Source organism: Bacillus sp. GM2, from assembly GCF_056155945.1.
In genome coordinates this window covers 1,033,784-1,052,680 of record NZ_JBRKSZ010000008.1, presented here as the reverse complement: position 1 = coordinate 1,052,680, position 18,897 = coordinate 1,033,784, and the positions used below count along the sequence as shown (strand labels likewise).

General features: G+C 47.8%; 14 protein-coding genes. 7 read left to right on the top strand and 7 right to left on the bottom strand.

Annotated features, from left to right (window positions below; all coding sequences use genetic code 11):
- Positions 1 to 129: 129 nt before the first annotated feature.
- The 6 genes from ACVC9U_RS20045 to ACVC9U_RS20020 all read right to left on the bottom strand — a co-directional run bounded on the left by ACVC9U_RS20045 (position 130) and on the right by ACVC9U_RS20020 (position 8,180).
- On the bottom strand, positions 130 to 1,404 hold the full coding sequence (locus ACVC9U_RS20045; protein WP_441391416.1) for an arabinogalactan endo-1,4-beta-galactosidase: 1,275 nt from the start codon (positions 1,402 to 1,404) through the stop codon (positions 130 to 132).
- Positions 1,405 to 1,504: 100 nt separating this feature from the next.
- Positions 1,505 to 3,559: a beta-galactosidase gene (locus tag ACVC9U_RS20040; RefSeq protein WP_441391415.1), complete on the bottom strand. Its 2,055-nt coding sequence runs from the start codon at positions 3,557 to 3,559 to the stop codon at positions 1,505 to 1,507.
- Positions 3,560 to 3,594: 35 nt separating this feature from the next.
- On the bottom strand, positions 3,595 to 4,434 hold the full coding sequence (locus tag ACVC9U_RS20035) for a sugar ABC transporter permease (protein WP_020453574.1): 840 nt from the start codon (positions 4,432 to 4,434) through the stop codon (positions 3,595 to 3,597).
- 3 nt (positions 4,435 to 4,437) lie between these two features.
- Entirely contained in the window at positions 4,438 to 5,694 is a 1,257-nt protein-coding gene (locus tag ACVC9U_RS20030) for a carbohydrate ABC transporter permease (RefSeq protein WP_441391414.1), read from the bottom strand.
- An 81-nt stretch (positions 5,695 to 5,775) separates the two neighbouring features.
- A complete protein-coding gene (locus ACVC9U_RS20025; RefSeq protein WP_020453576.1) occupies positions 5,776 to 7,044 on the bottom strand; it encodes a sugar ABC transporter substrate-binding protein in 1,269 nt (422 codons plus the stop codon).
- A gap of 143 nt (positions 7,045 to 7,187) precedes the next feature.
- Positions 7,188 to 8,180: a LacI family DNA-binding transcriptional regulator gene (locus ACVC9U_RS20020; RefSeq protein ID WP_441391413.1), complete on the bottom strand. Its 993-nt coding sequence runs from the start codon at positions 8,178 to 8,180 to the stop codon at positions 7,188 to 7,190.
- A 241-nt stretch (positions 8,181 to 8,421) separates the two neighbouring features.
- On the opposite strand from ACVC9U_RS20020, the gene ACVC9U_RS20015 reads away from it, so the two are divergent.
- From ACVC9U_RS20015 to galT, 3 genes are read left to right on the top strand one after another with little or no spacing between them, the layout of a single operon-like run.
- Positions 8,422 to 9,591 carry a galactokinase gene (locus ACVC9U_RS20015; protein WP_020453578.1) on the top strand — a complete coding sequence of 390 codons (1,170 nt, stop codon included), beginning with the start codon at positions 8,422 to 8,424 and terminating at the stop codon, positions 9,589 to 9,591.
- Positions 9,592 to 9,605: 14 nt separating this feature from the next.
- Entirely contained in the window at positions 9,606 to 10,607 is a 1,002-nt protein-coding gene (gene galE, locus ACVC9U_RS20010) for a UDP-glucose 4-epimerase GalE (protein WP_020453579.1), read from the top strand.
- Positions 10,604 to 12,091 (top strand): UDP-glucose--hexose-1-phosphate uridylyltransferase, encoded by a 1,488-nt coding sequence (gene galT, locus ACVC9U_RS20005; RefSeq protein WP_441391412.1) that lies wholly within the window; start codon positions 10,604 to 10,606, stop codon positions 12,089 to 12,091. Before galE ends, galT begins: the two co-directional genes overlap by 4 nt.
- A gap of 36 nt (positions 12,092 to 12,127) precedes the next feature.
- Here galT and ACVC9U_RS20000 read toward each other — a convergent pair whose 3' ends face one another.
- Entirely contained in the window at positions 12,128 to 13,300 is a 1,173-nt protein-coding gene (locus tag ACVC9U_RS20000) for an ROK family transcriptional regulator (RefSeq protein WP_017474422.1), read from the bottom strand.
- 315 nt (positions 13,301 to 13,615) lie between these two features.
- On the opposite strand from ACVC9U_RS20000, the gene ACVC9U_RS19995 reads away from it, so the two are divergent.
- Genes ACVC9U_RS19995 through gnd form a run of 4 tightly spaced genes read left to right on the top strand, consistent with a single transcriptional unit; the run spans position 13,616 to position 18,683 of the window.
- On the top strand, positions 13,616 to 14,347 hold the full coding sequence (locus tag ACVC9U_RS19995; RefSeq protein WP_003177902.1) for a GntR family transcriptional regulator: 732 nt from the start codon (positions 13,616 to 13,618) through the stop codon (positions 14,345 to 14,347).
- Entirely contained in the window at positions 14,340 to 15,881 is a 1,542-nt protein-coding gene (gene gntK, locus ACVC9U_RS19990) for a gluconokinase (RefSeq protein ID WP_009329998.1), read from the top strand. Before ACVC9U_RS19995 ends, gntK begins: the two co-directional genes overlap by 8 nt.
- A gap of 22 nt (positions 15,882 to 15,903) precedes the next feature.
- On the top strand, positions 15,904 to 17,250 hold the full coding sequence (locus tag ACVC9U_RS19985; RefSeq protein WP_003177906.1) for a GntP family permease: 1,347 nt from the start codon (positions 15,904 to 15,906) through the stop codon (positions 17,248 to 17,250).
- Positions 17,251 to 17,279: 29 nt separating this feature from the next.
- Positions 17,280 to 18,683 carry a decarboxylating NADP(+)-dependent phosphogluconate dehydrogenase gene (gene gnd, locus ACVC9U_RS19980; protein ID WP_003177908.1) on the top strand — a complete coding sequence of 468 codons (1,404 nt, stop codon included), beginning with the start codon at positions 17,280 to 17,282 and terminating at the stop codon, positions 18,681 to 18,683.
- Positions 18,684 to 18,897 lie beyond the last annotated feature (214 nt).

Genomic DNA, 18,897 nt, shown 5'->3' with positions numbered 1-18,897 from the left:
CATTTTAATTACGCTTTCTGACTGTCCTTTCACGAAAAAAAGCCGGATATCATCCGGCCTTTTTTCATTCTGCTTTAAACCGCTTTCCGGCAAACGGCGTTCGCCTTCATCCGAGAAATCGGCTGCAAGTCAATTTTTGAATGGTGTTCCCGTATCAACATACTTAAATACATTCAGAGACGGCAATGGACGTCCTTTAAAATCAAACAATGCCTGATTGTCTACGGCGCTGCCGCCAAACCACTTTCCTGCGTCTTCCGGGTCGTATTCAGCGGCATAGCTTGTGGCCCAGCCTGATCCGTATGTCTCCCAAAGCGCTTTATTTTTCTCAAGCTGGCGTGCCGGTCCTACTGGAATCCATGCCGGTTCCCAATAGAAAACGCCGATTCCGGCTTCTCCTACATCGCTGACCGCTTGAATCACATCACGGACCGCGTTCGCCTGTCCTTGAACGGTGACCGGGTAATTGAGCGTTTGACCGTTTTTAGGGGCTGTATTTTCGTGTCCGTCTCCGTCTTCAGCCGTATACGTATAAGATGTCTCGGCTACCATGACCTTTTTGCCGTACGTATCCGCGACGGATGTCAGGACGGATGTTAGATTCTTCAGTGTGCCATGCCAAAATGGATAATACGAGCTTGCAAATACATCATAGTCGACATGGTGCTGGTGAAGCGTCTCGGCAATCCAAGCGTACCTGCCGGACGTCTCCGGATTGGTAAAATGCAAGGCGACTAAAATATTCGAATCCGTCTCCCGGACCGCTTGGCTCCCCGCATTGAATAATTGGCTCATCTTCGCCCAGTCCGTTTCACCGGCAAGACCCCCGTTTGTTTCGTTTCCGACCTGCACCATGCCGACGTTGATGCCCGCTGCTTTCATCGCTTCAAGGCTTTGTTTTGTATATTGGTAAAGCGCCGTTTTTTTATCTTCAAAGTTTAGGTTTGCCCATGCTTTTGGCGCTTTCTGTTTCGCCGGGTCCGCCCAGAAATCGGAATAGTGGAAATCCGCCAGCAGCTTCATTCCGTTGGCAGTGGCCCGTTTTCCGATCTTAATCGCTTTTTTCAGATCATTATTGCCCCCTCCATAGCCATTGCCGTTGGCATCATAGGGATCATTCCAGATGCGCACCCGGACATAATTGACGCCTGCTTCTTTCAGCGTTTTGAATATATCCTGTTTCTTTCCGGATTCATTGTAAAAGGCGACGCCGCTCTCTTCCAAAGCGATGATACTCGAAACATCAACCCCTTTTATAAAATCCTTGTGAAGCCCTGAAACCTTTTCGACAAAAAGGCCGCTTTCTGCCGCCTTGGAACCTCTGGCGGCTTCCGCCGGACCGCCGGTTCCAAGTGCGCCCAAAACAACAATCAGCACCACAAAAACAGCCACCACGTTTTTCATGAATCTCGCTTCTCCCCTTTCATGATTGACACACGCCAAAACGAAAACGCTTTCATTTTTTTAAGAGAAACACCCACATTAAAGCGGATGTCCCCCGGGCTTATTTTTTTGTTTTTACCGCTATTCTGGCTTCATATTTTTCCAATGTGATTTCGCCGGTCAGCGTTTCTCCGGTCAGCATATCTTTAACGGCCGACTCCAACACGACGGGCTGGCGTTTTTCTGTGAAATTCATGATGAAAATATAATCATTTTCTTCATCCTGTCTGACTTGAACGGAGACGCCAGGCTGATGTTTCACATCAAAAGCCGGTTGAATCGATAGCTCTTTGATCAATGTTTCATAAAAATCCCGATGAAATTGACTGCTTAAGCGCGCACCGATATAGTACGTCTTCCCCTGTTTGTATGAATGGCATGTAACAGCCGGCGTGTCCACATAAAAATCGTCCTCATAGAATCCCACGGGATCTGCCGTATCCAGCTTCAGCACGGTCGCATAATCTTTCAGCTCATAGGACCGGTTTTGATAACGGACCCTATTTTTGTCGCCCGGATAGAGCGTATCGGTTTCAACAGGTTCCATGCCAAACATCTCTTGCAGATCTTGCGGCCATCCGCCTAAATAGGTCAGGTCAGATTCGTTGACGATTCCGCTAATATACGTCATCACCAATGTGCCCCCGTTTGCAGCAAAGGCTTTTAAACGCGCGATTGTTTCTTCACTTGCTAAGTAAAGCATCGGAACGATCAGCAGCCGGTACGGCGAAAAATCCTGTTCCTTCGTAATCACGTCGACTGGAATATCACGCTCCCAAAACGCGCGGTAGTGCTCGTGCAAGGTTTGGGGATACCGCTTGGTTTTCATCCCGAATCCTTGTGCATCTTCGAGCGCCCAATGGGTTTCCCAATCATAGAGGATCGCGACATTCGCGGGCCGGGTCGTTCCGGTGACTTCAGACAGCTCTTCAAGGGTTTGCCCCACTTTTGCCACTTCTTTAAATACGCGGTTCTCGGAACAATTGTCATGACCGACAACCGCACCGTGAAATTTTTCCGATGAGCCGCGTGATTTCCGCCATTGAAAATAGAGGATGCTGTCAGATCCGTGGGCGATCATCTGCATAGAAGACAAGAGGTGCATGCCCGGCCGTTTCGCTTTATTAAAATCGTGCCAATTGACAGCGCTTGGCGTCGATTCCATTAAAAGAAACGGCTGCTGTTTCAGGCTGCGGTACAAATCATTGATAAAGCCGACTTTCATGGCCAAATCAGCTGTGCTTTCCCAATCATTGTGCCAGGCGGGATACGCGTCCCAGCTGATCACGTCCAGATGCTTGGCAAACTTGCTGTAGTCCAGCCCTTGAAATGGAATGAGATCATGCGTGTCAGCCATAAAGTTGGTCGTAATCGGAATATTCGGCGTGATTTCCTTCAACGGAACGATTTCATTTTGAAAGAAAGAGATCGTCTGATCAGTGACGAAGCGGCGCCAGTCCAAACTCAAGCCGTGCACCGCATTTTCACCGATCGGAGACGGCGATTCAATCTGTGACCAATCGTTGAAGGTATGGCTCCAAAAAGGCGTCCACCATGCATCATTCAAAGATTTAAGATCATTGTTGTACTTCTTTTTCAGCCAGTCTCTAAAAGCGTGCTGGCATTGATGACAATGGCATTCTCCTCCGTATTCGTTGGAGACATGCCACATCAAAAGGGCAGGATGGCTGCCGTACCTTTCAGCCAGCAAGCGGTTGATCTTTCTCGTTTTTTCACGGTATACGTATGAAGTGAAGCAATGATTGTGCCTTCCGCCATGCAGCTGTTTGACACGTTCCGCATTGACGCGCAGCACTTCCGGATATTTTTGCGACAGCCAAGCAGGACGGGCGCCGCTCGGTGTCGCCATTATAATCCGTCCGCCGTTCCGGTGAATGTTCTCAAACATATCATCCAGCCATTCAAACGTATAGACGCCTTCCTCCGGCTCAAGAGCGCTCCATGAAAAAATCCCCACTGAAAATGTATTCGTATGGGCAAGCTTCATCAGCTTGATATCATCTGCAAGAATATCCGGACGGTCAAGCCATTGATCCGGATTGTAGTCTCCCCCGTGAAGCATGTATTTTGCTTGTGTCGTATAAATTTTTGGCATAATACTCTCCTTTTTTAGACCATATTCTTCTCCGACTATCCTTTCGTTCCGCCTGCGGTCAACCCTGATACAAAGTTCTTTTGCAGCATGATAAAGATGACGGCTACCGGAATGCTGATCAAAATGGCGCCGGCGGCAAACGTCGTATAGCTGGCTCCCATGACTTCATTGACTAAATTGTATAAACCGATCGGCAATGTATACGACTCTGGCGTCCGCAATATGGTCGAAGACAAAACGAAATCCCCGAGCGGTCCGGTGAATCCGTTCATGGCGACGACCGCGATCATCGGTTTGGATAGCGGCATAATAATCTGCAGAAAAATCCTTGTATTGCTAGCGCCGTCAATCTTAGCGCTCTCATCCAAATCGATGGGAATGGAATCCATATACCCCTTCATCAAATACGTGTTCATCGGTATAAGCCCGCCGATGTACAGCAAAATCAGCAGCCAATGGCTGTTCATCATTCCGAGCATCTGCGCTAAAACGAAGAGCGCAACCAAAGCCGAAAATTGAGGAATCATTTGCAGCAGCATGAATAAAACTAAAGCGTTTTTTCTACCTTTAAAACGAAACCGTGAAAAAGCATAAGCTGTAAAAGAAACACTGATGATTGATCCGATCATCGTAAAGATGCTGATTTTCAGCGAGTTTATATACCATTGCCCGTATTGAAGGCTCTCTTTTCCTGCAAATAATTCTCTATAGTGATCCAATGTCGGATTTGCCGGAATGATAGAAGTACTGACCAAACTGTTGCCGGGATTAAAGCTGGCTCCCACCGTCCAAAGCAGAGGATATATGATAACGGCTGTCATAAAAACCAACAGAGAATAGGTCAGAAGGAGCCGAAAGAATCTTCTTTTCTTCATATGTTAAGCCCCCTCTTTGAAAGAATTTGTCCGTCTGAACTGCCACAGCGCGATCGAGATGACAAAGACCGACAGCAGGATCGTCAATGCGGCGGCTAAAGAGTACTGGCTCGACTGCATCGTCAATTTGTAAATCCAGGACACCAGAATGTCGGTTCCTCCCGCTGTTGACCCGGGAACAGCCGGACCGCCTCCATTGAATAGATAGATAATGTTGAAGTTATTAAAGTTAAAAGTGAATTGCGTGATGATAATCGGCGCCATTGCGATTAAAATCAGCGGCATTGTGATATGCCTGAATTTCGAAAACGCGGACGCGCCGTCAATTGTCGCCGCTTCATACAGGTCGTCCGGAATCGACTGCAGAACACCGGTCGTCACAATAAACACATAAGGAAAACCGAGCCACCCCTGCATGAGGATAAGCGCCAGCTTCGTCCAATTGGCATTCGTCATCCAAGGAATCGGATCGATGCCGAATGCGGCGAGGATTTGATGATTGAATGCACCGAAGCTGTCATTAAAGAGGCCGGCAAACACAAGAATGGTAACAAAGCCGGGCACGGCCCAAGGCAAAACCAGAATCGTCCGGAAAAATTTCTTGAAGCGGACTTCCTTCTGATTGACGACAACCGCCAACAAAATTCCCAACCCGACTTGGAGCGTGGAAGCGACAAGCGTCCAGACAATGGTCCAAGCTAAAACATCCAAAAAGGTCGACCGCCAAATATCAACGGTGAAAATTTCGGAAAACGTTTTAAGCCCTACCCAATCGACAAGGTGGGCAGGCGGAGAATGGTAGAGGTTATAATTTGTAAAAGCTAATGCAAAGCTGAACAAAATCGGAAAAACAACGGCGAAAATCAAAATGAACAGTGATGGTCCGCTGATGAGATACGGATATCCCTGAGCCATTAAATTATGATATTGTTCCTTGAGTGAACTGAGCTCCTTTTGTTCATCGCGCCGCTTTCCGTTTTGGTAGGCATCCCGCAAATTGGCGTAATAGACAGCCAGCCCAAAACCGGTGACAATCACGGCGATGATGCCTTCTGCCAATAGAAAAATCGAGTTATCGCGCGGCACTTCGGTTCCAAGCGTAAACAGGCCCCACAGCCCCATATTCAGCAAATCGCCAAAAACCGCAAAGAACGCGACGCCTAAAAGAAGGAATAACAGACCCTTTATCCATTGTTTATTGTAGAATTGGCCCAAACCGGGAATGATTGATAATAGTAAAGCTTTTTTGCGATGCTGCACCTTCTCTTTCACCTCTTTATATGGACGTCCTGATCATAAATGGCGCCAAACTTAAGACAAGTTTGACACCAATGCTGCGGCTTATTTGCTGCCGCTGTGCTTCGCTTTGATCTGTCCTTGTATCGTTTCCGCGGCTTGATCAAGCGCTTTTTTCGGTTCCGCTTTTCCGGTTGCGATCGTTTGCAGAGCCGCATCCGCCGGCGTCCATACTTCATTCATCTCAGGAATATTCGGCGTCAACTCTGAGTACTGAGATTGCTCGGCAACAGCTTGAGCCGCTTCGCTTTTTGTGACGGCAGGATCATCCGCCAGTTCTTTGACAGCGGGAACTTCTTTTGTGATCTCATATCTCTTCTTTGAGTTTTCTTTATTGGCGAGAAAGACGGCTAATTCTTCCGCTAGATCGGCATTCTTCGAATAAGCGCTTACATTGTAGCTCTTCACGCCGACAAAAGAACTCATATGTTTGCCGTTGGACAGCTTAGGCAGCTTGGCAACCCCGTAGTCGATGCCCGCTTTTTTGAACGGTTCCAGATTCCACGGACCAGAAATAATCGCTGCTGCTTTTCCTTCCGTAAACAGCGATTCCAGCACATTGATGCCTTGCTCCCCAATAATTCCGGCAGGGAACAGCCCTTCTTGATAAAACTTCTGAATGTACTCGGCTCCTTCAACTGCACCTTTGTTATTCAAGCCGAGATCAGCCGGATCATAAGTGCCGTCTGCATGGCTCTTAAAAATGTAGCCGCCGTATCCTCCCATGACGCTCTGTGCATAATAAATCTGGTCAAACAGCGCCAGGAAGCCGAATTTTTTGCCGTCAGCCGTTTTTTTCGAATACTCATACCATTCATCCAGCGTTTTCGGCAGTTCTTTTTCAGAAATCAAATCTTTATTATAGTAGAGCATCGTCGTTTCGACCGCTTTCGGCAGGCCGTAGACCTTACCGTTTGTCACCTGGGATCTCATTGCTGGTTCCGTATAGATCGATTGGATCTCTTTGTCCACCTTTAATTCCTTGATCAAACCTTCCGTTACCGCTGTTCCGATTTGATCTCCAGGCATCGTTAACACATCAGGCCCCGTTCCTGCCGGTCCATCCATCCGCAAATCTTCGATCTGCTTTGCGTAAGGCTTTTCCACGACTTTGACAGATACGCCGTGCTCTTTTTCAAACTGGGCAACGGCATCTTTAATGCCTTCGCCTTTTTCTTTATCTTCCCAGACCACGAGTTCCTTTTGCTTCGCGCCTGATGCTTCATTGCTGCTCTCTTTAGGTCCGCAGGCAGTTAAAGACAAACTGAGAGCAATCACACTGCTGATTCCAACATATTTTTTCATATTCATCATTTGTCTCATTCCTTTTATTGGATTGAAAGCGTTTCACAAAAACAATATAGCATGTCTAAGAAAAAGTGTAAACAATTATTTTACCGACTATAGTAAAATGTTTTACGAAAAAGGCGCGGCTTATGAACAGCCCGCGCCTTTTTTTAATTGGTGCTTTTCCTGACCACCAGTTCTGCACCGATATATAGCGTTTTTACAGCTTTTCTCTTTTCAAGTATTTGTTCAAGAAGCAATTCAATGGCGTTTTTGCAAAGTTCTTTAATATCGATATGGAATGTCGTCAGCGGCGGAGATACGTATTTCGCCACACTGATGTTGTTGATGCTGATGACGCTCACCCTGCCCGGGATGGCGACCCCTTTTTCATTTAAAGCCTGAAGGCAGCCTACGGCGATCGGATCCGCCGCTGTAAAGAAGGCCGTCGGCAGCTTTTCGCCCAATGTTTCAACCGCTTTATCCATCAGATGGTAGCCGTTTTCCACAGAAAATCCCCTGCGGCAAAAAATAAAGCCTTCCTCCAAGAGCCCTTTTTCCCTCATATAATCGCGAAACGTTCGTTCCCTTACGTCCATTTCGTCTTCATCGGTATTGGGATTGTGGTACGTGCCTCCGATAAAGCCGATCTTTTCATGCCCTTTTTCGATAAGAAAGTCCACCGTTTTCCTCGTCATCTGCTTTAAGTCCGGCCTGACTGAATCAAAATGATTCGGATCCGGCGTCGAATCGATAAATACTCCGTGAGGCGTCATCTGCCTTAACCGGGTTAATTCATCATCTGAAAATGATCCGACCGCAATGAATCCTTCAATGTTTTCGGGGATGGCGTCAATACCCCCCGAAATTTTATACGTCGTCAGTTCAACGTTGAATTGCTTTGCGAGCTTCTTGATTTCCAGCCTCATCGTTTTAAAATACACGTCTTCGAGTTCCTCTTTATCCGTCAGCCAGTACAGAAACGCGATGTTTTTTACCAGTGTTCTGATCGTTTTTTTGCGGTAGTTCAGGCTTTCCGCCACTTCAAATATTTTCTCCCGCGTCTCATCGGGTACGGACAGGCTTTCGTCGTTATTTAATACGCGGGAAACCGTCGAGATGGAATACCCCGCCTTTTCTGCAACATCTTTTATCGTCGCCACGATTGCAAAACCTCCATGAACATCTTTCATATTTTTTAGTAAAATATTTTACTAATTTAACGTTGATTTTTGTAAAAGTCAAGTGCTGATTGCCCTATCCCCGCCAATAAGGATTTTACATGAAAACGTTTCATTTGAAAAAACACTTTTTATTGCACCAATTGAAAACCCGTAGTAAACTGGGGTTAAACTTAATTAAATTAATTTATTAAGTCTGCACGTCAAACGAATGGGAGGATATATGAATACTGCAGCCGCTTTATCAAACGACTTTCGCTCTATTTTTAAGACAGAACAGACACCGCAAACCTTTTTTGCTCCGGGAAGAATCAACTTAATCGGCGAACACACGGATTATAATGGAGGGCATGTTTTCCCCGCTTCGATTTCATTTGGCACCTATGCCCTTGGCGTGAAACGAGATGATCAAATGATCCGTTTCTATTCAAAGAACTTCCCTGACAAAGGCATAATTGAATGCAGCTTGAGCGATTTAGCCTTTGACCGGTCTGACGGCTGGGCCAACTATCCGAAAGGAATGTTCCTTTTGATGAAAGCAGCAGGCCACCAAATCGTTCACGGCGCCGATATTTTGTATTACGGAAATATTCCGCACGGGGCGGGCCTCTCTTCTTCCGCATCGATTGAACTTGCGACAGGCGTTCTTTTAAAAGGGCTTTATGGTTTGCAGACAGACACGATCTCCATGGTTAAGCTTGGACAAAAAGTCGAAAACGAATACATCGGCGTAGGCAGCGGCATTATGGACCAATTTGCGATCGGCATGGGGAAAAAGGATCACGCGATTTTGTTAGACTGCCAAACACTTCATTACACATACGCTCCCTTCGTATTGAAGGAACACGATGTGATCATCATCAATACAAACAAACAGCGGACGCTGGCCGGATCTAAATATAATGAAAGGCGTGCCCAATGCGAAGAGGCGCTCCGCGATCTGCAGCAGGAGTTACCGATTGCAAGCCTGGGCGAAATGACGGCGGAAGCATTTGAAGCTCATCAGCACCTCATCCGAGATGAAATTAATCGAAAACGTGCCAGACATGCGGTGTACGAAAATGCCCGGACGCTGAAAGCGCTGGAAAAACTTCGCGGGGACGACCTCGCCGGGTTCGGCAAGCTGATGAATGAATCTCATATGTCTTTAAGGGATGATTATGAAGTGACAGGGCTGGAGCTTGATACCATTGTCCAGGTGGCTTGGGAACAAGACGGCGTCCTGGGTGCACGCATGACCGGCGCCGGGTTCGGCGGCTGTGCGATTGCGATTGTAGAAAAAGACCGGACAGACAGCTTTAAAGAACGCGTGAATGCCGTCTACCGCGAAACGGTTGGCTATGATGCCGCATTTTATACTGCGGCGATAGGCGACGGCGCCAAAGAAATATAGAAAGGGGAATGGATATGAGTGTGTTGGTTTTGGGCGGTGCCGGCTATATCGGTTCACACGCCGTGTATCAATTATTGGACAGGGGCGAAACCGTCGTTGTCGTTGACAACCTTGAGACCGGCCAAAGACAGGCCGTACATCCTGAGGCAGTCTTTTATGAAGGGGATGTGCGCGATCGCGACTTCCTCCGCACTGTTTTCAAAAAGGAACGTATTGAAGAAGTGATCCACTTCGCCGCCAGTTCACTTGTCGGCGAATCAATGAAAGATCCGCTTAAATACTACGACAACAATGTATCCGGGACACAGGTTTTGCTTCAGACGATGCTTGAGCACGATGTGAAAAAAATCGTATTCTCCTCGACGGCGGCCGTCTACGGAGAGCCTGAATCGGTGCCGATCACAGAAGTCATGCCGACGCGGCCGACAAGCACCTACGGGGAAACGAAACTGATCATGGAGAAGCTCATGAAGCGGACTGAAGAAGCCCATGGAGTCAGCTTTGTGTCTCTCAGGTACTTTAATGTCGCAGGAGCAAGGGAAACGGGAGAGATCGGAGAAGACCATCATCCGGAAACACACCTGGTCCCCATCATCCTGCAAACCGCTCTCGGACAAAGACCGCATATTACGATTTTTGGGGATGACTATGATACGCCCGACGGCACGTGCATCCGCGACTATGTTCATGTCGAAGACCTGATTGACGCTCATCTGTCGGCTTTGGACTATTTAAGAGAAGGCGGCAAAAGCGATATATTCAACCTCGGCAGCAGCGAAGGATTTTCGGTGAAAGAAATGATTGATGCGGCGAGAAAGGTCACCGGCAAAGACATTCCCGCCGAGATCGGCAAGCGCAGAGCCGGCGACCCGAGCATCCTGATTGCCGGCTCTGACAAAGCAAAGCAGGTCCTAGGCTGGAGGCCTTCGCGCACTTCTGTAGCAAAGATCATTGAAGACGCCTGGAAGTGGCATTCATCACATCCAAACGGGTACAGGAAGGAAGTGTCAACATGATTGAACAAGACATAGCCGGACTCATTCAAAAAGCGCTTGAAACAGGGTTAATCGAACCGGATGACGTGAACTACGCACGCAACCAAGTGATGAACCTGCTGGGTCTGGACTCGTTTCCCGAAGAAGCCCCTGCGGCTTCCGGCGACTCCATCCCCGACCTTTTGGAAAGACTCGCCGCTTATGCAATTGAACACGGCGTCATAACCGACGACGCAGACGCGAAAGACATGCTGGCGGCAAATGTGATGAATTGCTTTGTTGTAAGACCTTCTGTCATCAATGCCGTGTTTCAGCAAAAATACGAGCAATCGCCGCTGGAGGCGACCGCCTATTTTTATCAGCTCAGCAAAAACAGCAACTATATCCAGACAAGACGAATTGAAAGAAATATTTCGTATCAGGCGGATACACCTTACGGCACTATGGATATTACGATCAATTTGTCAAAGCCGGAAAAAGACCCTGAGCAAATCAAACGGGAGCGCGCCGCTGCAAAACAATCGCGCAGCTATCCGACGTGCCTGCTGTGCAAAGAAAACGAGGGGTATGCGGGACGAATCGGGTATCCTGCCCGGGCAAACCACAGGATTATTAAAGTCCCGCTCGCCGGAGAAAACTGGTATTTTCAATATTCTCCATATGCTTACTATAACGAACACAGCATTTTATTTTCTGAGCAGCATCGGCCGATGAAAATTGATAAGCTTGCCTTTCACAGGCTGCTTGCTTTTACTGAGCTGTTTCCGCATTATTTTATCGGATCGAATGCCGATTTGCCGATCGTCGGCGGGTCTATTTTAAGCCATGACCATTATCAGGCCGGACGATATGAGTTTGCGATGACGCGCGCGGAAGGCGCGTTCTCCTTTCAAATCAAACAGCATCCGGCCATCGAAGCTTCCGTTTTAAAATGGCCGATGTCCGTCATCCGCTTGAAAGGAACTGCGATCAACAGCCTTGTTGAAGCGGCGGACCATATTTTTCAGACTTGGAAAAACTACTCGGATCAACAAGCGGATATCTCGGCTTTTACAGATGGCACGCCACATAACACGATTACGCCTATCGCAAGAAACGTGAGCGGCGTTTATGAAATCGACCTTGTGCTCAGAAACAACCGGACATCTGCCGAGCACCCATACGGCATATTCCATCCGCATGCTGACGTTCACCATATTAAGAAAGAGAATATCGGCTTAATCGAAGTGATGGGCCTGGCCGTCCTTCCTCCCCGCTTAAAGACCGAATTGGCGGCAGTGAAAGAATTCCTGCTCGGTCAGTCAGATGCCGTTGAAGCGCATCACCGGGAATGGGCCGAACAGCTCAAAACCGAATACGGAGAGATGTCCGAACCGGAGCAGGCTGAATCAATTGTACGAAAAGAACTTGGCAAGAAATTTGTCAAAGCCCTTGAGGACGCCGGAGTATTCAAAGACCGCGAAGCTTTCATGCGCTTTATCCGCACAGTCAATCATCAGGGGTAAGGCTTCACCGGTGTTAAAATAGGCGAAAAAATAAGCTTATTTTAGCACCGGATCAAACAGCTCCGCCAGCAGCAATGAAACGGCTCCGTAAAGCGTCGCTTCATCGCCGAGCTTCGTTATCGTCACTTCTGTCTGCCTCGCTTCGGCTGTTAAAGCTTTCTGCTGTATCGTTTCTCGTATCGCCGGCAATATGAACCTCCCGCCCTTCATCACTCCTCCTCCCAGCACGATTTTGCCCGGATTGACAAGATGAATGAAATTGGTCAGCCCGATTCCGATGATCACACCGGTTTCCTGAAAAAGTTCGATACATGTTTGGCAGCCGTTCTCGGCCATTTCAAACAAATCTTTGGCTGTCAGGCTGTCAGTGCTTTCTTTCAACCGCTTTTTCCCCCGTTCGGCAATTGCTTTTCCGCTCACAATCGTCTGCAGGCAGCCGCGGTTGCCGCACTCGCACTTTTCTCCATTGATATCAATGATCATATGGCCCAGTTCACCCGCGATCCCTTCAGCTCCATGGTACAGTTTTCCGTTGATGACGATCCCCGCACCGACGCCGCGGCCGATATTCACGGCAGCCATGCTCCCTGCGTCATCGCGGCCGCCGAACCACGATTCGCCAAGCGCCATCGCCCGGGCATCGTTTTCAACTCTTACGGTTAAGTTGAATTCTTGTTCCAGCACATCTTTGATGGGGATATTGGTTAAGTTTAAAATCGGTGCGATGCGCGACATTCCCGTTTCAGCATCGACCACACCGTGCATTGCAATGCCGATCCCGATGATCTTTTCTTGCTCGACATCGGCACGTCCCAAAATGGCATAGACACTTTCTTTTAAAACTTCCATGAACCTCTCGTTTGTCAGCGGTTTTTTCAGCAGGCTGGACGTCCGCTGCAAAATCCCTCCGGCTAAATCGGTTAAGACGCACTCCACCGTCTCAGGCCCGGCATCAATGCCAATGACATAATAGGCACCCGTGTTGATGTGGAGCATGGTCGGCTTTCTTCCGCCGCTCGAATGACCGAGCGTGCTTTCTTTAACGAGTCCTTGTCCGATGAGCTCTTTGACGATGCTTGAGACCGTGGGAGGGGTGATCTTTGTTTCCTTGGCGATCTCAGCTCTCGAAATCGGCTCTGATGTTCTGATTTTATTAAGAATGATCGATTTGTTCACCGATTTCATTAATTGAAATGTACCGCGCTGCATGTGAAATCCTCCATTTACACCATATCGTAGGTTTTATTGTACCATGGTTAATTAATTAAATTAACAAACGAAAACAAGATAGGTGTTTCCGAAGGCTTTGTACAACATTGCCACAGAAATGGTCAAAACATAAAGGGCACCTGCTCCCTTTACTTTTTTGCTTCAGGGGGGCTTTCAAAGCGCTTCTGCAAAACAAATGGTTTCTAAATGGAAAAATTTTTCGAAAAATTTAAAATGAAAGTGTTTGCATAATCAAAATAATCGCGTTATCATACTTGTATACAAGTATACTCGTATAACTAGGAAGGTGAGTGTATGAGCGAATCTAAAGGCCTTTTATATCCGGAGAAGTGGCTTTCTAGAGCTTCAACTGGTGTTCGCGTCGCATGCGAGCTGAGAATGCGCATTATTTCCGGTTTGATTGAAAGCGGTACCATTTTATCTGAAAATAAATTGGCTGCGGAATTCTCGGTGAGCCGGTCTCCCATCCGCGAGGCTTTAAAAATACTGGCATCGGAAAAAATCATCCGTTTGGAACGGATGGGGGCCGTTGTCATCGGTTTAACCGAAAAAGAAATAGGAGAAATTTATGATGTGCGCCTGGTGATGGAAACATTCGTATTCGAACGGCTTGGACAGGCCAATGTCGACGAACTGGTAACAGACCTCAGCAAAATATTGGAGATGATGAAAGTCTCCATCAAATACAAAGATGCCGACGAGTTCTCATTTCAAGACGTCTTATTTCACGAAACGATTGTCCGCTCCATCAATCATTCTTACATTTTGATGATATGGAACAATCTCAAACCTGTGATGGAAAGCTTTATTCTTTTATCCATGCGGGCCCGCTTAAAAGAAAAATACGAAGACTTTGAACGAATTCTCGATAACCATGAACTTTATATTCAAGCGATCAAAACGAAAGACAGGGATCTGATGCTTAAATCCCTACATCAAAATTTCGATGACGTACAAGGTAAAGTTGAAGATCTATGGCTGTCGCAACAAATGCTGGCGAAAGGAGCCGAACAACAAAATGACTAGTTATATGTTAGGCATAGATATCGGTACGACAAGCACGAAAGCGGTTTTATTCAGTGAAAAAGGGGACGTGATCCAAAAGGAAAGCATCGGCTACCCGCTTCACACGCCGGACATCTCGACCGCTGAACAAAACCCGGATGAGATCTTTCAGGCCGTCATCCAGTCAACGGCGAAAATCATGCAGCAGCATCCCGACAAACAGCCGTCATTCATTTCATTCAGCAGTGCGATGCACAGCGTGATTGCGATGGACGAAAACGACAAGCCGCTCACCTCCTGCATCACTTGGGCAGATAACAGAAGCGAAGGCTGGGCTCATAAAATCAAAGAAGAAATGAACGGGCACAATATCTACAAACGGACGGGAACGCCGATTCACCCGATGACGCCGCTAAGCAAAATCACGTGGATTGTGAACGAACATCCTGAAACCGCTGCCAAAGCGAAAAAATATATCGGAATCAAAGAATATATTTTCAAAAAACTATTTGATCAATATGTCGTTGATCACTCATTAGCTTCGGCGATGGGAATGATGAATCTCAAAACCTTGGCCTGGGACGAAGAAGCACTTGCGATTGCCGGCATCACGCCCGACCACTTATCAAAGCTCGTTCCGACAACAGCAATTTTCCATAATTGCAATCCGGAACTGGCGGCGATGATGGGAATCGATCCGCAAACGCCGTTTGTCATCGGCGCAAGCGACGGCGTGCTGTCCAACCTCGGCGTCAACGCGATTAAAAAAGGCGAAATCGCCGTCACCATCGGGACAAGCGGCGCGATTCGCACGATTATCGATGAGCCGCAAACCGATGAAAAAGGCAGAATCTTTTGCTATGCCTTAACTGAAAACCATTGGGTCATCGGCGGGCCAGTCAACAACGGCGGGATCGTCCTTCGCTGGATCAGAGATGAATTTGCTTCATCAGAAATCGAAACCGCAAAACGCCTCGGCATTGATCCATATGATGTCTTGACCAAAATTGCCGAACGCGTCAGACCGGGTGCCGACGGACTGCTGTTCCATCCATACCTCGCTGGCGAACGGGCGCCGCTCTGGAATCCGGATGTGCGCGGTTCATTCTTCGGCCTCACCATGTCCCATAAAAAAGAACACATGATCCGCGCGGCATTGGAAGGGGTTATTTACAATCTGTACACCGTCTTCCTGGCGTTGACAGAATGCATGGACGGTCCAGTTGCCCGAATTCAGGCGACCGGAGGCTTCGCAAGGTCTGATGTGTGGAGGCAAATGATGGCCGATATTTTCGAATCGGAAGTCGTCGTGCCGGAAAGCTATGAAAGCTCTTGTCTCGGAGCCTGCATTTTGGGACTGTACGCGACGGGAAAAATCGATTCGTTCGATGTCGTCTCCGACATGGTCGGAAGCACGCACAGACACGCGCCGAAAGAAGAATCGGCCAAAGAATACAGAAAATTAATGCCGATCTTTATCAACTTATCTCGAGCACTGGAAAACGAGTATACACAAATTGCAAATTATCAAAGAAGCTTAACCAGCAAAAAATAGGGGAAGAATTGGAGGCGTTATCATGCCATTATTAATCGTAGCAATCGGGATTGTCGCATTATTGCTTTTGATTATGGGGTTAAAACTGAATACGTTTGTTTCCTTGATTATCGTATCGTTCGGTGTTGCATTGGCACTTGGAATGCCGTTTGACGACATCGTCAAAACGATTGAACAAGGCCTTGGCGGAACGCTCGGCCATATCGCATTGATCTTCGGGCTCGGCGCCATGCTGGGCAAGCTGATCGCGGATTCAGGGGGCGCTCAGCGCATTGCGATGACCCTCGTCAACAAATTCGGGGAGAAAAACATCCAATGGGCGGTCGTCATCGCCTCCTTTATCATCGGGGTTGCTTTATTCTTCGAAGTCGGATTGGTTTTATTGATTCCAATTGTATTCGCAATTTCAAGAGAATTGAAGATTTCTATTTTATACCTCGGAATTCCGATGACGGCGGCCTTATCCGTCACACACGGCTTCCTGCCTCCGCATCCGGGACCGACGGCTATCGCGGGAGAACTCGGCGCCAATATCGGGGAAGTGCTGCTCTACGGTATCATTGTTGCAATTCCAACCGTTCTTTTGGCCGGACCTTTATTTACGAAACTGGCGAAAAAAATCGTACCGCAATCATTTGAGAAAATGGGCAGCATCGCTTCACTCGGTGAACAGAAAACGTTCAAGCTTGAAGAGACGCCAGCCTTTGGCATCAGCGTCTTCACAGCTATGCTTCCAGTCATTATCATGTCGATTTCGACTATTATTACTCTCATTCAAGAAACAATGGGACTTGCAGACAACAGCTTCCTGGCAGCGATTCGTTTAATCGGGAATGCCTCGACTTCGATGGTCATCTCCCTGTTGTTCGCGATTTATACGATGGGTATCGCCAGAAAGATCCCGATCAAACAAGTGATGGATTCCTGTTCAACCGCCATTACTCAAATCGGAATGATGCTCTTGATCATCGGGGGCGGCGGCGCATTCAAACAAGTCTTGATCAACGGCGGAGTAGGCGACTATGTAGCTGAATTATTCAAAGGAACGGCCATGTCGCCGATCTTGCTCGCCTGGGTCATCGCCGCGATTCTGCGAATCTCTTTAGGTTCCGCGACAGTTGCTGCATTAAGCACGACCGGACTCGTTCTTCCGATGCTCGGACAAAGCGATGTCAATCTTGCACTGGTTGTGCTTGCAACAGGGGCAGGAAGTGTAATCGCTTCCCATGTCAACGACGCGGGCTTCTGGATGTTCAAAGAGTATTTCGGCCTGAGCATGAAAGAAACATTCGCCACCTGGACACTGCTTGAAACAATTATCGCGGTGGCCGGATTAGGATTTACTTTATTGTTAAGTCTATTTGTATAAAAAAGTTTTAGTGAAGGAGCAGGTACTACATGTGCAATACAATCGGTGTCATAGGTTTGGGGGTCATGGGGAGCAATATCGCCCTGAACATGGCAAGCAAAGGCGAACAAGTCGCCGTCTATAACTACACAAGGGATTTAACCGATCAACTCGTCCAAAAAACGGGAGGCCAAACAGTCAAGCCATACTATGAGCTTGAAGATTTCGTACAGTCTTTAGAAAAGCCGCGAAAAATCTTTCTTATGGTCACAGCAGGCAAACCGGTCGATTCTGTCATCGACTCGCTCGTCCCTCTGCTTGAAGAAGGGGACGTCATCATGGACGGCGGCAACTCCCACTATGAAGATACAGAACGACGATATGACAGTTTGAAAGTGAAAGGAATCGGCTACTTGGGAATCGGCATTTCCGGCGGCGAAATCGGCGCTTTAAAAGGCCCATCCATTATGCCAGGCGGAGACCGGGACGTCTACGAAAAAGCCGCTCCGATTCTCACAAAAATCGCCGCCCAAGTGGATGGAGATCCATGCTGTGTCTACATCGGTCCGAAAGGCGCGGGTCATTTTGTCAAAATGGTGCACAACGGCATCGAATACGCAGACATGCAGCTCATCGCCGAAGCATATACGTTTTTAAGAGAAAAGCTTCTTTTGCCGATAGATGAAATCGCTGACATTTTCGACACGTGGAATCAAGGAGAGCTGAACAGCTATTTAATCGAAATCACGGCGGAGATCCTGCGGAAAAAGGATGAGAAGACGGGCGCTCCACTCATCGACGTCATCCTCGACAAAACCGGCCAAAAAGGCACGGGCAAATGGACGAGCCTGCAGGCCGTCGACAACGGCATTCCATCATCGATTATCACGGAATCCCTGTTTGCCCGTTACCTGTCATCATTAAAAGACGAACGGACAGCTGCGGAAAAAGTATTGGCCGGACCTGCAACAGAAGAACGGCGCCTGGATCAAAACGTGTGGATCGACCGCGTCAGACAGGCATTATATATGGGCAAAATCTGCGCCTATGCACAAGGCTTCGCTCAATACAAAATGACATCTGACCTGAACGGATGGAACCTGCCGTTAAAGGACATCGCCCTCATCTTCCGCGGCGGCTGCATCATCCGCGCACAATTTTTAAATCTCATCAGCGAGGCGTTCGACAAACAGCCGGACCTGTCCAACCTGCTGGTCGCACCTGACTTCGCTGAAAAACTAAAAGAATACCAGTCCGGCTTGCGGAAGGTCGTCTGCGAAGGCATCAGCTCAGGCATCTCATTCCCGTGCCTAAGCACTGCCCTTTCCTATTACGACGGCTACCGCACAGGCCGCTCAAACGCAAACCTCCTGCAGGCCCAGCGCGATTATTTCGGCGCTCACACGTATGAGCGGACGGATATGGAAGGCGTGTTTCATACGGACTGGTATTAAAAACTGCACCCCGGATCTCGGGGTGCATTCTTATTTCACTCAAATGGATTTTCATACTTTGTTCAACATTTCACAAACTTATATTTCAAATTCGTGCTATGATAAATTCAACAACAGAAAAGGAGGATTGATGCCAAAATAAACCAGATATCCGCTTCAGGGATAAAAATTTTTAACCTAACTTGTGAAATGTTTCACAAACTTTACCGACTTC

What these genes read in the sequence shown, in the direction of transcription:
- ACVC9U_RS20045 (WP_441391416.1), bottom strand. Translation starts at nt 1,404, where the DNA reads ATGAAAAACGTGGTGGCTGTTTTTGTGGTGCTGATTGTTGTTTTGGGC.
- ACVC9U_RS20040 (WP_441391415.1), bottom strand. Translation starts at nt 3,559, where the DNA reads ATGCCAAAAATTTATACGACACAAGCAAAATACATGCTTCACGGGGGA.
- ACVC9U_RS20035 (WP_020453574.1), bottom strand. Translation starts at nt 4,434, where the DNA reads ATGAAGAAAAGAAGATTCTTTCGGCTCCTTCTGACCTATTCTCTGTTG.
- ACVC9U_RS20025 (WP_020453576.1), bottom strand. Translation starts at nt 7,044, where the DNA reads ATGATGAATATGAAAAAATATGTTGGAATCAGCAGTGTGATTGCTCTC.
- ACVC9U_RS20015 (WP_020453578.1), top strand. Translation starts at nt 8,422, where the DNA reads ATGAATACTGCAGCCGCTTTATCAAACGACTTTCGCTCTATTTTTAAG.
- galE (WP_020453579.1), top strand. Translation starts at nt 9,606, where the DNA reads ATGAGTGTGTTGGTTTTGGGCGGTGCCGGCTATATCGGTTCACACGCC.
- galT (WP_441391412.1), top strand. Translation starts at nt 10,604, where the DNA reads ATGATTGAACAAGACATAGCCGGACTCATTCAAAAAGCGCTTGAAACA.
- ACVC9U_RS20000 (WP_017474422.1), bottom strand. Translation starts at nt 13,300, where the DNA reads ATGCAGCGCGGTACATTTCAATTAATGAAATCGGTGAACAAATCGATC.
- ACVC9U_RS19995 (WP_003177902.1), top strand. Translation starts at nt 13,616, where the DNA reads ATGAGCGAATCTAAAGGCCTTTTATATCCGGAGAAGTGGCTTTCTAGA.
- gntK (WP_009329998.1), top strand. Translation starts at nt 14,340, where the DNA reads ATGACTAGTTATATGTTAGGCATAGATATCGGTACGACAAGCACGAAA.
- ACVC9U_RS19985 (WP_003177906.1), top strand. Translation starts at nt 15,904, where the DNA reads ATGCCATTATTAATCGTAGCAATCGGGATTGTCGCATTATTGCTTTTG.
- gnd (WP_003177908.1), top strand. Translation starts at nt 17,280, where the DNA reads ATGTGCAATACAATCGGTGTCATAGGTTTGGGGGTCATGGGGAGCAAT.